Source organism: Aureibaculum luteum (assembly GCF_003449015.1).
GTDB lineage: Bacteria > Bacteroidota > Bacteroidia > Flavobacteriales > Flavobacteriaceae > Aureibaculum > Aureibaculum luteum.
Genome location: NZ_QRGD01000003.1, coordinates 580,505 through 594,687, shown reverse-complemented (window position 1 = coordinate 594,687; position 14,183 = coordinate 580,505). Strand labels below are relative to the sequence as shown.

Below are 14,183 nucleotides of genomic sequence, written 5' to 3'. Positions count from 1 at the left end.
AAAATTAAAGTAAAATTATGCGAAAATTATCATCATTTTTACTCATAGTATTAAGTTTAGTAAGCATTGCTGGGTTTAGTCAACAAGATCCTCAGTATACACAATACATGTACAACATGAATATTGTGAATCCGGCTTATGCAGGTTCTCGAGGAACCTTGAGTATAGGCTTATTAGGTAGATTACAATGGGTTGGTATTGAAGGAGCTCCTAAAACAGCTACTATGGCTATTCATGCCCCATTGGGTAAAAATTTAGGAGGTGGTTTTTCAGCCATTTTAGACGAGCATGGTCCTGTAAAAGAGACAAATGTTTATGCAGATGTAAGTTATACAATAAACACATCTGAGGAAGGAAGATTGGCCTTCGGTTTAAAAGGAGGAATAACCTTTTTTGATGTAGGTTTATTGTCGTTGGTATTGCCACAAACAGCACCTGGAGTAGATCCATTATTTTCAGATAATGTAAATGAGACCTTACCAAATTTTGGAGCTGGGGTTTATTATTATACCGATAAATTTTATGTAGGTCTATCCGCTCCAAATTTATTGGAGACTAAACATTTAGAGCAAGACAATGGTACTATAAGCAAAGCTTCAGAGAAGATGCATTATTTTGGTACAGTAGGTTATGTATTTAGCTTGTCTGAAACATTAAAATTTAAACCTTCCGTAATGGCCAAAGCAGTAACAGGTTCACCATTATCCTTAGATGCCAATGCAAACTTTTTATTCAATGATAGATTGGAGTTGGGTTTAGGTTATAGGTTTGGTGATTCAGTAACGGGTCTAATTAATTTTGGAATAACTAGAGATTTACGATTGGGCTATGCCTATGATTATACAACCACTAATTTAGGAAATTACAACAGTGGTACTCATGAAGTATTTGTACTATGGGATATAGATTTTTCAAAGAAAAACTTGAAATCACCTAGATTCTTCTAAAAAGTAAGAGATTAAAAAATAGTATTCGAATTGTTCTTTGTTTTAAATGAACTTTTTGGGTAAAAGGGAAAAATTAATTAAAATAACTCTATAACAACCATAATTTATTTACAGTATTTCACATTATTTTTAGGGTTAATAGTTTTTTAAGATGATTTAATATTTAAATTATTTTACCTAAACAATACTATAACCATATATGATGACGTTATTAGAGGTAATAATTAGAATTTTTAACATTTTCTAATTTGCATAATTGTTTGTAATTGTGCTAAAAAGCTATGAAAAAGGCAAGAAGTTAATAGAAAATAAATAACCTAATAATGAAAAAATATCTTGTAATAGTTTTATTGCTAAGTGTAGTATGTCTTTATGCCCAAGATGGCGGTGGTAAATTTTCCATAAATAATTTAGAAGTAAACACTGAACAATCTGAATTTGGTACTGCTTTTCACGGAACAGATAAATTGGTTTTTGCTGCACCGAGACGTGGTTTCAGAGTAATTCGTGATGTTTGGGAACCAAATGGACAACGCTTTTTAGATTTATATGAAGGTGATATTGGTGAAGATGGTTCAATCGCAAATAAAAGAAAACTTAAAGGAGAAGTTAACTCAAGATACCATGAAGCCAGTGTAACTTTTACGAAAGATGGTAACACGGTTTATTTTACTAGAGATAATTACTACAATAAAAAATTAGGAATAGATAATCAAGGCTATACAAACTTGGCTATGTTTAAAGCTACAGTTAACAATAAAGGAGAGTGGATTAACATTATACCAATGCCTTTTAATAATGTTGAATATTCAGTAGGTCACCCTGCACTTAGTGATGATGAAAAGACATTGTATTTCACTTCAAATATGCCAGGTACTTTAGGTGAAACGGATATTTTTAAAGTCGAAGTTAACGAAAGTGGCTTTGGTAATCCTGAAAATTTAGGACCAAAAATTAATTCTAAAGCAAAAGATTGGTTTCCATTTGTAGATGGAGATATACTATACTTTTCATCTACTAGAAGCGGTGGAAAAGGTGGTATAGATATATATGCTAGTAAATTAAAAGGATATATAACAAACCCTGTAAACTTAAGTATCAATTCTGCAGGAGATGACTTTGCATTTATTATAAATGGAGAAACAAGAAAAGGATATTTTTCTTCAAATAGAGAAGAAGGAAGTAAAGGAGATGACGATATTTATTCTTTTACAGAAGAAGAACCAGTTGATTTTAATTGTTTACAATTGGTTACAGGTGATGTTAGAGATAAAATTTCTACAAGTTTGTTAGCGGGTTCTGAGGTTATTTTAAGTGATAAAGACGGAAATGTGATTGAAACGGTTATTGTTAAAGATGATGCAACGTTCTCATTTAAAATATCATGTGAAACTGAATATAAATTAGAAGGAAAGAAAATTGGTTTTGCACCACAGTCAATAACTTTTACCACATCTAATGATGCAGATAAAGAATTAAACATGCCATTGTTATTAGGTGCAGGCAATATGAATTATGTGAGTAACGTTAGTGATAATGGCACTCAAGGTACACAAGGAGATGGTGTTGATAGAAAACCAGAAGGTTTACCAGATGTGTTACCAGATGAAATTGTAAAATTACCTTCAGGTAATTATGGAGTAAATATAGATCCAATTTATTTTGAATATGAGTCGTCATATTTAACAAGACTAGCTAAAAATGAATTGGAGAAAGTGGTTAAGTTAATGAATAAATATCCTAAGATGATTATTGAAGCGGCATCGCATACCGATTCTAGAGGAACAGATCACTGGAATAACTGGTTGTCGGATAAAAGAGCAAAGTCTACAGTTAGTTATATTATTGGTAGAGGTATAGACGTATCAAGAATAACTGGTAAGGGGTATGGCGAAACACAGATAATTAATGGTTGTACGGAAGGAGTTAAATGTACTGATGCAGAGCATGAAAGAAACAGGAGGTCTGAATTTGTAATTATCAGAATGTAATTAAAACATAAAAAATTAGAAAACCTTCAAAATATTTTGAAGGTTTTTTCGTTTTCATAGTGCTATACTTTGGCATAACGTTTGAGTTATACAAACAATAATTTACCCAATGAGAACCCTAATAAATATATTTTTTATTTTAAGTACCATTTTTTCAGTTGCACAAATTGAAAGAGCGGACTCTATTAAAGGAGCAGAGTATAGTATAAAAAACCTTAAGGTTAATACCAAATATCAAGATTTTGGTTCCACTTTTATGGGTAAAGATAAAATTGTTTTTTCTTCAAGTCGAAAAACAGCTGGGTTGTCAAATAGAAAATGGAAAGATAATGATCAACCTTTTTTAAATTTATATATCGGTGATCTTACTAATCAAGGAGAAATTACAAATGTAAAACCATTTTCAAGTGATGTAAACTCAAAATATCACGATGCATTTGTGGCTTTTACACCTGATTTGAAAGAAGTTTATTTTACCTCAAATAATTATATGGGTGGTAAACTAAAATCCGATGGACTTAAAATATTTAGAGCAGCTGTAGGTGAAAAAGGACATTGGGAAGATTTTTCTTCACTACCTTTTAATGATGACGATTACGATACAGGGCATCCGATGATAAGTGCTGATGGGAAAAAGTTGTATTTTGTATCTAATATGCCGGGAACAATGGGAGATACTGATATTTTTGTAGTAGATTTAAACCAAGGTCATTATGGAAAAATCATTAATTTAGGAAAAACGATTAATTCTAAGTATAAAGAATACTCACCTTATATTGATGGTGATGTTATTTATTTCTCTTCCAATAGACCAGGAGGTAAAGGTGGTTTTGATATATATATGACAAAATTGGACGGTTCAATTCCCGAACCTATAAATTTAGGAGAGCCGATGAATAGTAAAGGAGACGATATCTCTTTTATTATAGATAGTGATAAACTGCAAGGGTATTTTTCATCCAATAGAAATGGAGGAATGGGTGACGATGATATTTATTCATTTAAACAAAAAACAACAATAGCCCTTTGTGACCAAATTGCCACTGGTATTATTAAAGATAAGGTTACTGGTAATAGAGTGGGTAATGCTTTTGTTGCGTTAATTGACGAAAATGGTAACCATATTCGTAAAATTGAAACCGCTTTTGACGGTGCCTATTATTTTGGAGTAGATTGTGCTGAAAATTACACCATAGAGGTTACAAAAAATGGATACTTCAGTAATACTATAAATTTAAGTACTTCTCATAAAAATGGTTATGATAACAATGAGGTTATCTTTATTGAAGAGAAAGAGTTCATGAATAGAAAAGATTATGAAATTTTAAATGTTCCAAATATTACTTTTACAATAAATACAGCAGAAATTACAGAAGCTTCAGAAAAAGCATTAGAAAAAGTAATGCGATTGATGAGTAAATACCCGAAAATGGTCATTGAATTTGGTGCACATACGGACTCAAGAGGTCCTGATGCTTATAATTTAAGCTTAACTAAAAGTAGAGCTGCCGCAACAGTAGACAATCTTATTGAAAAAGGCTTAGACCCTCGCAGAATAACTGGTAAGGGGTATGGAGAAACAGAATTGCTTAATAAATGTGCCAATAATGTAAAATGTACGGAACTAGAACATTTAGAAAATAAAAGAACAGAATTTGTGGTGATTAGAAAATAATAAAATCAAACGAATATATAATTATAAAAGAGCATCTTAAGAAATTTTTAAGATGCTTTTTTTGTGTCTATAAAATCAATATTTTCAATAAAATACGTAATTTCGCGACTCGAAAGAATTTTGAAAGAAAATGAGTACGCCATTTAAAGAATATAAAGGTTTAGACCTATCAAAAGTAGCTGATGAAACCCAACAATTTTGGGAAGAAAACGATATATTTCAAAAAAGCATCACTTCGCGTGATGCTAATAAACCATTTGTGTTTTACGAAGGTCCACCATCTGCAAATGGTTTGCCTGGAATTCACCACGTTATGGCTCGTACTATTAAAGATTTGTTTTGTAGGTATAAAACCTTACAAGGCTATCAAGTAAAACGTAAAGCAGGTTGGGATACCCATGGTTTACCAATTGAACTAGGAGTAGAAAAAGAATTGGGTATTACCAAAGAAGATATTGGTAAAAAAATATCAGTGGAAGAATATAACGAGGCTTGTAAAAAAGCAGTAATGCGTTATACCGATGTGTGGGAAGAGCTGACTAGAAAAATGGGACATTGGGTAGATATGAATGACCCGTATGTGACCTATAAACCAAAATATATAGAATCTGTTTGGTGGTTGCTAAAAGAGATTTACAATAAGGGCTTAATGTATAAAGGCTATACGATTCAACCCTATTCACCTAAAGCTGGAACTGGATTAAGCTCACACGAGTTAAACCAACCAGGTACCTACCAAGATGTAACAGATACCACAGTAGTTGCACAGTTTAAAGTGATATCTGATACGTTACCAGACCTTTTAAAAGTGTTTGATAATTTATACATGATAGCTTGGACTACGACTCCGTGGACTTTACCGAGTAATACCGCATTAACTGTTGGTAACAAAATTGATTACGTGGTCGCTTCAACGTATAATCAATATACTTTTGAACCTATCAAAGTAATTCTTGCTAAAAAATTAGTGGGTGGACAGTTTGCAGGGAAATTTGTAGAGGTAGAAACTGAAGATGAGTTGACGAATTATAAAGAAGGTGACAAAAAAATTCCTTACAGAATCGTTGCCGAATGTAAAGGTGCAGATTTGATAGGGGTTAAGTACGAACAATTATTGCCTTATACTTTGCCTTATCAAAACCCAGAAAATGCATTTAGAGTTATCGCTGGTGATTTTGTAACCACTGAAGATGGTACCGGAATTGTACATACTGCTCCTACTTTTGGAGCAGATGATGCCATGGTAGCAAAACAAGCGGAACCAGAAGTTCCACCAATGTTGGTGTTAGATGAAAATGGAAACCCTGTTCCATTAGTAAATTTACAAGGTAAATTTAGACCAGAAATGGGTGAGTATGCTGGTAAATATGTAAAGAATGAGTATTACGATGATGGTGCAGCTCCTGAACGTTCTGTTGATGTTGAATTAGCGATTAAGCTAAAAGAAGAAAATAAAGCTTTTAAAGTTGAAAAATACAAGCACAGTTATCCTAACTGTTGGCGTACTGACAAACCAATTTTATACTATCCTTTAGATTCATGGTTTATAAAGGTTTCTGAAAAGAAGGATAGAATGTATGAACTGAATCAATCAATTAATTGGAAACCGAAATCAACTGGTGAAGGCCGTTTTGGAAATTGGTTAAAAAATGCTAATGATTGGAATTTATCACGTTCACGCTTTTGGGGAATTCCACTTCCTATTTGGAGAACAGAAGATGGAAAAGAAGAAATAATAATTGGTTCTGTCGAAGAGCTGAAAGCTGAAATGAAAAAAGCGGTTGAAGCCGGTTTTATGAAAGCTGATATTTTTGCCAATTTTGAAGTTGGTAACATGAACGAAGAAAATTACGATCTATTAGACCTTCATAAAAATATAGTAGACCAAATTACATTGGTTTCGACTACAGGGAAGCCAATGGAACGCGAATCTGACTTAATTGATGTTTGGTTTGATTCAGGTTCTATGCCTTATGCACAATGGCATTATCCATTTGAGAATAGAGCATTAATTGACGAAAATAAATTTTATCCTGCAGATTTTATTGCAGAAGGAGTAGATCAAACCAGAGGGTGGTTTTACACGTTGCATGCTATTGGAACTTTAGTTTTCGATTCAAATGCTTATAAAAATGTAGTGTCTAACGGATTGGTATTAGACAAAGAAGGTAAAAAAATGTCGAAGCGTTTAGGTAACGCCGTTGACCCGTTTGAGACCATGAAAAAGCACGGTGCAGATGCCACACGTTGGTACATGATTTCGAATGCAAACCCATGGGATAATTTAAAATTTGATATCGAGGGTATTGAAGAAGTAAGACGTAAGTTTTTTGGTACACTTTATAATACCTATTCTTTTTTTACTTTATATGCCAATATTGATAAATTCGCATATGCGGAAGACGATATAGATATTAATAAGAGACCAGAAATTGACCGTTGGGTATTATCTGAACTAAATACATTAATTAAGAATGTAGAAGCGTATTATAATGATTATGAACCTACAAAAGCAGCAAGAGCCATACAAAATTTTGTAACAGAAAATCTAAGTAACTGGTTTGTGCGTTTAAGCAGAAGACGTTTTTGGAAAGGTGATTATCAACAAGATAAAATATCGGCATATCAAACATTGTATACATGTTTGTTAACTGTGGCAAAATTAAGTTCGCCAATTGCACCTTTTTATATGGATCAATTGTACAAAGACCTTACTAATGTAACAAGTGGTAATGAACCAGAATCAATTCATTTAACAGAATTTCCCAAATATGACGAGTCTTTTATTGATTCAGCTTTAGAAAGAAAAATGCAAAAAGCACAAGCTATATCTTCTATGGTCTTATCATTACGTAAAAAGGAAATGATAAAAGTACGTCAGCCATTACAGCGTATAATGATTCCTGTTTTAGGAGATCAAGATAGAGAAGATATTGAAGCAGTTGAAGAGTTGATAAAATCTGAAGTAAACGTAAAAGCTATAGAATTGATTGATGATGCTTCAGGAATTTTAGTAAAAAATATCAAACCAAATTTTAAGGTATTAGGTCCTAAATTTGGAAAAGATATGCGTTTGGTTGCAGCAGAAATTGGAAAATTAACACAAGATGATATTGCTGCCATCGAAAAAGAAGGCGAAATTTCTTTAAAAATTGGAGAAAAAACATTATGTTTAACCAAAGATGAAGTGGAAATATCATCGCAAGACATAGAAGGCTGGCTGGTTATTAACCAAGGCAATTTAACTGTAGCTTTAGACGTTACTATTTCTGAAGAATTGCGTAAAGAAGGTATTGCCAGAGAGTTAATTAATCGAATTCAGAATTTAAGAAAAGAATCAGGATTGGAAGTAACTGATAAAATAAAATTAAAAATAGAAAAAGATGGTATAGTTGATGATGCCATTTTAGCGAATGCAACCTATATTAAAAATGAAACATTAACGAACGAGTTGCTTTTAGAAGATAAAGTAATTGATGGTATAGAAATTGTATTTGATAATGTAAATACAAAAATATTAATTCAAAAAAATTAATCAATATGAGTGAGAATAAAGAAAGATATTCAGATGCTGATTTGAATGAATTTAAAGAAATCATCTTGAAAAAGATTGAAAATGCAAAGGAAGATTTAGCATTAATTAATAGTGCCTATAAAAACGACAGTAATAATGGCACTGATGATACTTCACCAACGTTCAAAGCGTTTGAAGAAGGGTCAGAGACCATGTCTAAAGAATCTAATGTGCAATTGGCAATTCGTCAAGAAAAGTTTATCAGAGACTTGAAGAACGCCTTGTTACGAATAGAAAACAAGACTTACGGTATTTGTCGTGTAACAGGAAAACTAATTCAAAAAGGACGTTTGAAATTAGTACCACATGCTACGCTTAGTATAGAAGCTAAAAACATGCAATCATCATAACTAAGGGCTTCCAATCGGAAGCCTTTTTTATTACTTTACATATAGGTTTCCATTTATTGTGGTCAAGTTTAGAAAAAGCTCTTAGTATTCGTAATTAAAAAGCTTAAATTTCAAGAATAGATTTAAAGATAAATTGAAAATACTATTTTACATATCTGTTTTGTTAGTTTATTTATCTATTAGTGCTCAAAAAATGGTGCTAAAGGAAATTGACTTTAAAAATCAAAATATTGAAGTGCATTTTGAGGACATTGATTTATTAGAGATTGTTCAAACAGAGGATCAGAAAATGAGTATTTCAATGGTGGATTATGTTGAAAATCCTACACAATTAGAAATTGAAAATGTTGAAAATAATATTAGAATTATTTCTAAAAGTATAATTTCTTTTGAACCAAATTCAAAAACGGAAAAATTTTGTTACCTGCAACCATTATTTCCTTCTTATAAACTTTCGCTACCCAAAGGTTGTGATGTTGAAATTAGTTATAAAAATGGGGATATTGAAGTCGTGAGCTTTAATGGTAATATGACCCTCACATTGAATACTGGTGATGTGAAAATTGATGATTTCAAGGGAAGTATAACTTCCGAATTGCTATCTGGAAATATCAATGCAACAATTAGAGACACAGAGGTCAATATTATATCTAATCATGGAGAAATTACAACTACTTTTCCTTCAGTCCAATGGCAAAAGACAGACATTTCTTTAAAAGGAATTTTAGGAATTAATAATAATTTGTTAAAGGTACAATCTATCAATGCAAATATTACCCTTAAGACTATTGAAACTCAATAATATTCTTATTTTTGCTAAACTTTTTAGAAAAAGATCTCGTTGATGAAAAAAGCCGTTATTATAATTATAATCATTCTATTGATAGATCAATGGAGTAAAATCTATATCAAAACACACTTTGAGTTGGGAGATGATTTTAAAGTGTTGGGTTTAGATTGGTTTAGAATTCACTTTATTGAGAATTACGGCATGGCTTGGGGTACAGAATTTGGAGGTTCTAACGGTAAGTTGTTTTTAACCTTTTTCCGTTTAATAGCTATTGTAGGTATTGGGTACTGGTTATATTCAGCTGTAAAATCAAATGGTCACAAAATATTAATTGTTGCCATAGCGTTTATTTTTGCAGGTGCATTGGGTAATATTATTGACTCTGTATTTTATGGCGTTTTATTTGGTGACAGTCATGGAGCATTAGCAACATTTCTACCTGAAGAAGGTGGTTATGGTACGTTGTTTCATGGTAAAGTGGTCGATTTATTTTATTTTCCAATCGTAGAAAATGCTCAATTACCCTCTTGGATTCCTGAGATTAATTTTAATTGGCCCGATTGGATACCTGGTATTGGAGGTAATAACTTCTCTTTATTTGTAGATAGAAATTTTACCTTTTTTCAATATATTTTTAATGTTGCTGATGCATCAATTACGGCAGGTGTGGGCTTACTACTAATCTTTAACAAAAAGGTTTTTCCTAAAAAGGAGAAAGTTGAAGAACCTAAAAATTATATTGAACCACCTGTAGTCGTAACGCATTATGAAAAGCCAAAATCATAATTTTAAAATGGAGTTAATTTCTTAACTTCGTTGTATGCAAAACACCGATTTAGAACTTCAAGTAAAAACCTTACCCAATACGCCCGGTGTTTATCAATATTTTGATAAGGATGATGCTATTTTATATGTAGGTAAGGCCAAAAATTTAAAAAAACGCGTAAGTTCTTACTTTACAAAAAATCACGATTACGGTAAAACTAAAGTCTTAGTAAAAAAAATTGCTTCCATAAAACATATTGTCGTTTCTACGGAGATGGATGCCTTGTTGTTGGAAAATAATCTTATAAAAAAATACAAACCACGGTATAATATTTTATTAAAAGACGATAAAACATATCCATGGATATGTATTAAAAAAGAACCGTTTCCTAGAGTGTTTTTAACTAGAAATGTTATTAAAGATGGTTCTGAATATTTTGGCCCCTATACCTCGGTCAGAACAGCAAAAGCGTTACTGTCTTTAATAAAAGAACTCTATCAATTACGTACTTGTGCTTATGACTTATCACAAAAAAATATAGCTACAGGTAAATATAAGGTTTGTTTAGAATACCATATTAAAAATTGTAAAGGCCCATGTGAAGGCCTACAGTTAGAAGCGGAATATTTAGATGATATTAATGCAATTAGAAATATTATTAAAGGTAATTTTAAATCTTCATTAGAACATTTTAAAGATATTATGTTGAAGTTTGCTGAGAATCATGAATTTGAAGAAGCTCATAGTATAAAAGAAAAAATAGATTTATTGGCTAATTATCAGGCAAAATCGACGGTTGTAAATCCGTCAATTTCAAATGTGGATATATTTTCAATTATTTCGGATGAGAGTTTTGCGTATGTCAATTTTTTTAAAATAATGAATGGTGCTATTATTCAATCGCATACTACAGAAATTAAAAAGAAATTGGACGAAACAGATAAACACTTACTGGAATTATCTATTATAGAAATAAGACAACGATTTAATTCGCAATCAAAGGAAATTTATGTACCTTTTAAAGTTAATGTTGGTGATGAAATAAAGGTTACTGTTCCAAAACAGGGTGACAAAAAGCAAATAGTTGACCTGTCTTTGCGTAATGCTAAATATTTTAGACAAGAACGTTTTAAGCAAATAAAAATAGTTGATCCAGATAGGCATACCAACAGAATTATGGCTCAAATGCAAAAGGATTTGCGGTTGCCAAAAGAGCCACGTAATGTGGAGTGTTTTGATAATTCTAATATACAAGGGACTCATCCAGTAGCTTCTTGTGTTGTTTTTAAAAATGGTAAACCAAGTAAGAGCGATTATCGAAAGTATAATATAAAAACGGTTGAAGGTCCAGATGATTTTGGCTCTATGGAAGAGGTTGTACATAGAAGATACAAACGCTTGTTAGATGAAGGGCAAGAGTTACCGCAGCTAATTGTTATTGATGGAGGTAAAGGTCAGTTATCATCAGCATTAAAGAGCCTTGATGTGTTAGGTTTACGAAAAAAAATAGCAATTATTGGTATTGCAAAACGCTTAGAAGAGATTTTTTATCCTGACGATCCAATTCCATTGTATCTAGATAAAAAATCGGAAACGTTAAAAATAATTCAGCAATTGCGAAATGAGGCTCACAGGTTCGCAATTACTTTTCATAGAAATAAGCGAAGTAAAAGTGCTATTCAAACTGAGTTAGAGCAAATTCCAGGTATTGGTAAACAAACAATAGAAAGTTTATTAAAACAGTTTAAATCAGCAAAAAGGGTTTCTGAAGCATCCTTAAAATCAATTGAAGAAATAATAGGTACTTCTAGAGCAACCAAAGTGTATAATTATTATCATCTAAAGAAAAAAGACTCTTAATGTTAAAAAATATAGTAATCATATTATTACTTTTTCAAGCACAAGTAATGCTCGGACAAGATACTCCAAAACCTCAAAAGGATATAAAAGTAGGTTTAGTTTTGAGTGGAGGAGGAGCTAAGGGTTTTGCACATATAGGAGCATTAAAAGTTTTAGAAGAAGCAGGCGTAAGGATAGATTACATTGGTGGTACCAGTATGGGGGCTATTATTGGGGCATTATATTCCTCAGGGTATTCAGCAGATGAGTTAGATTCGTTAGTAACTGCGTTTGATTTGAATGAATTAATGCAAGATAATTTACCTAGAAAATCAAAATCTATTTACCAAAAAGAAAACACTGAAAAATATGCATTAACATTACCTATTAAAAATGGAGGCGTTCAGTTGCCAACTGCTCTTTCAAAAGGGCAAAATATATTTAATCTCTTGTCTCAACTTACTGAACATGTTCATAGTATTAATGATTTTTCAAAATTACCTATTCCGTTTTTTTGCATTGCAACAGATTTAGAAAGTGGTACAGCAAAAATTTTGGAAGATGGTTTTTTACCTGAAGCCGTTAGGGCAAGTGGTTCATTTCCAACTTTATTAGATCCTGTTGAGATTAACGGAAAATTATTAACTGATGGAGGTATTACCAATAATTTTCCAGTAGATGTAATGAAGGAGAAAGGAGTAGATGTAATTATTGGAATAGATGTTCAAGATAAATTAAAAGGACAAAAAGGATTGAATTCTGCCTTTGAGATTGTAATGCAAATTGTAAGTTTTCAAATGTATACTGATGCTGTAAGTAAGCGAAATCAAACAGATATTTATATACATCCAGATATAAGTGACTTTAATGTAGTTTCTTTTGATTTAACAAAAGATATCATAGAAAGTGGTAGAAGTGCTACGGATAAGCAGTTAGGAGCATTGCAAAAAATTGCAAAAAACCAAATTGCAAAAAAGAGAAGCAAAAAAATTATTCCGATTACAAGTGAAAAACTAATTATAAATGAAATTAGTGTCATGGGAAACAAAAATTACACAAACAAATATATCATTGGTAAGTTAAATTTTAAAGAAAAAGATTCTATCTCTTATGATAAATTTACTGAGGGCATAAATAATTTATCAGCTACGGGTAATTTCAGAAATATTCAATATCAATTTCTTCCGAGTGAAAAAGGTACGACATTACAGTTAAAATTGAAAGAAGAAGAAATGTCTACTTTTTTACAATTAGGTATCCATTATGATGATTTATATAAAACAGGAGTATTGTTAAACGTAACTGCCAAACACGCCCTTTTTAAAAATGATGTGCTTTCCGCAGATCTTGTTTTAGGAGATAATATTCGGTATAATTTAGATTACTTTATAGATAATGGATTTCATTGGAGTTATGGAGTTAAAACTCGATATAATAACTTTGAAAAGTCTTTTTTTGAGAATTTAATTAATGATGAAGCATCAGGTGTAACTGTTGGTAAAGTTCCGATTGACTATAATGATTTTACTACTCAGCTATATTTACAAAATTCATTTACCAAAGGGATTGCGATACGGCTAGGAGTAGAAAATAAACTTATTAGAACCTATTTTGAAACCATAGAAAGTAACGAGACCATAAAGAATTTTATTGATAACACTTCGTATGTTAGTGCATATACAAATTTGGTATTAGATACTTATGATAATAAGTATTTCCCTAAAAAAGGACTTTATTTTTTTGTAGATTATCATGCTTATTTAACGGCTTCAAATTTTGACAATAGTTTTAAACCATTTACACAATTAAAAGGAGAATTGTCTGGAGCATTTACAATTGGAAATAGATTTACCACTCATATTGTTTCTCAGGCTGGAATTACTTTGGGCGATGGCACACGAGTATTTAATTATTTTTTAGGAGGAGCTAATAAAAATTATATTAATAATTTCTATAATTTTTATGGCTATGATGTTGCTGATTTAGCAGAAAGTGCTTTCTTAAAAACCGCTGTTACTTTGCGTTATGAAATATTTAATAAAAATTATATTTCTTTAATTTCGAATGTAGCACGAACCGAAAATGATTTATTAAATGAAGGAGAAATTTTTGATAATACTAAACTAGGTTTTGCTGCGGGCTACAGCATTGAATCTTTTTTAGGTCCGCTTGAAGTAAAATATGCCTGGTCACCTGATACGGGTCGAAATTACTGGTTATTTAATGTGGGTTTTTGGTTTTAAAAACCCAC

General features: G+C 31.5%; 9 protein-coding genes. All 9 read left to right on the top strand.

Annotated features, from left to right (window positions below):
* Positions 1-17 precede the first annotated feature (17 nt).
* Positions 18-947: a PorP/SprF family type IX secretion system membrane protein gene (locus tag D3P13_RS10820; protein ID WP_117882215.1), complete on the top strand. Its 930-nt coding sequence runs from the start codon at positions 18-20 to the stop codon at positions 945-947.
* Positions 948-1,270: 323 nt separating this feature from the next.
* Positions 1,271-2,938, top strand: a complete 1,668-nt coding sequence (locus D3P13_RS10815) for an OmpA family protein (RefSeq protein ID WP_117882213.1) — start codon at positions 1,271-1,273, stop codon at positions 2,936-2,938.
* 109 nt (positions 2,939-3,047) lie between these two features.
* Positions 3,048-4,613, top strand: a complete 1,566-nt coding sequence (locus D3P13_RS10810; protein ID WP_117882211.1) for an OmpA family protein — start codon at positions 3,048-3,050, stop codon at positions 4,611-4,613.
* A 130-nt stretch (positions 4,614-4,743) separates the two neighbouring features.
* Positions 4,744-8,148 (top strand): isoleucine--tRNA ligase, encoded by a 3,405-nt coding sequence (ileS, locus tag D3P13_RS10805; protein ID WP_117882209.1) that lies wholly within the window; start codon positions 4,744-4,746, stop codon positions 8,146-8,148.
* A gap of 5 nt (positions 8,149-8,153) precedes the next feature.
* A complete protein-coding gene (locus D3P13_RS10800; protein ID WP_117882207.1) occupies positions 8,154-8,537 on the top strand; it encodes a TraR/DksA family transcriptional regulator in 384 nt (127 codons plus the stop codon).
* Between the two features lie 133 nt (positions 8,538-8,670).
* On the top strand, positions 8,671-9,339 hold the full coding sequence (locus D3P13_RS10795) for a DUF4097 domain-containing protein (RefSeq protein ID WP_232829170.1): 669 nt from the start codon (positions 8,671-8,673) through the stop codon (positions 9,337-9,339).
* A 42-nt stretch (positions 9,340-9,381) separates the two neighbouring features.
* Positions 9,382-10,113, top strand: coding sequence for a lipoprotein signal peptidase (locus tag D3P13_RS10790; RefSeq protein WP_117882203.1), 732 nt, complete (start codon positions 9,382-9,384; stop codon positions 10,111-10,113).
* A 34-nt stretch (positions 10,114-10,147) separates the two neighbouring features.
* Positions 10,148-11,953 carry an excinuclease ABC subunit UvrC gene (gene uvrC / locus D3P13_RS10785; RefSeq protein WP_117882202.1) on the top strand — a complete coding sequence of 602 codons (1,806 nt, stop codon included), beginning with the start codon at positions 10,148-10,150 and terminating at the stop codon, positions 11,951-11,953.
* A complete protein-coding gene (locus D3P13_RS10780) occupies positions 11,953-14,175 on the top strand; it encodes a patatin-like phospholipase family protein (protein WP_117882200.1) in 2,223 nt (740 codons plus the stop codon). Before uvrC ends, D3P13_RS10780 begins: the two co-directional genes overlap by 1 nt.
* Positions 14,176-14,183: the final 8 nt, after the last annotated feature.

Coding starts and splice junctions, on each gene's coding strand:
- D3P13_RS10800 (WP_117882207.1), top strand. CDS start 8,154: ATGAGTGAGAATAAAGAAAGATATTCAGATGCTGATTTGAATGAATTT.
- D3P13_RS10790 (WP_117882203.1), top strand. CDS start 9,382: ATGAAAAAAGCCGTTATTATAATTATAATCATTCTATTGATAGATCAA.
- D3P13_RS10810 (WP_117882211.1), top strand. CDS start 3,048: ATGAGAACCCTAATAAATATATTTTTTATTTTAAGTACCATTTTTTCA.
- D3P13_RS10815 (WP_117882213.1), top strand. CDS start 1,271: ATGAAAAAATATCTTGTAATAGTTTTATTGCTAAGTGTAGTATGTCTT.
- uvrC (WP_117882202.1), top strand. CDS start 10,148: ATGCAAAACACCGATTTAGAACTTCAAGTAAAAACCTTACCCAATACG.
- ileS (WP_117882209.1), top strand. CDS start 4,744: ATGAGTACGCCATTTAAAGAATATAAAGGTTTAGACCTATCAAAAGTA.
- D3P13_RS10820 (WP_117882215.1), top strand. CDS start 18: ATGCGAAAATTATCATCATTTTTACTCATAGTATTAAGTTTAGTAAGC.
- D3P13_RS10780 (WP_117882200.1), top strand. CDS start 11,953: ATGTTAAAAAATATAGTAATCATATTATTACTTTTTCAAGCACAAGTA.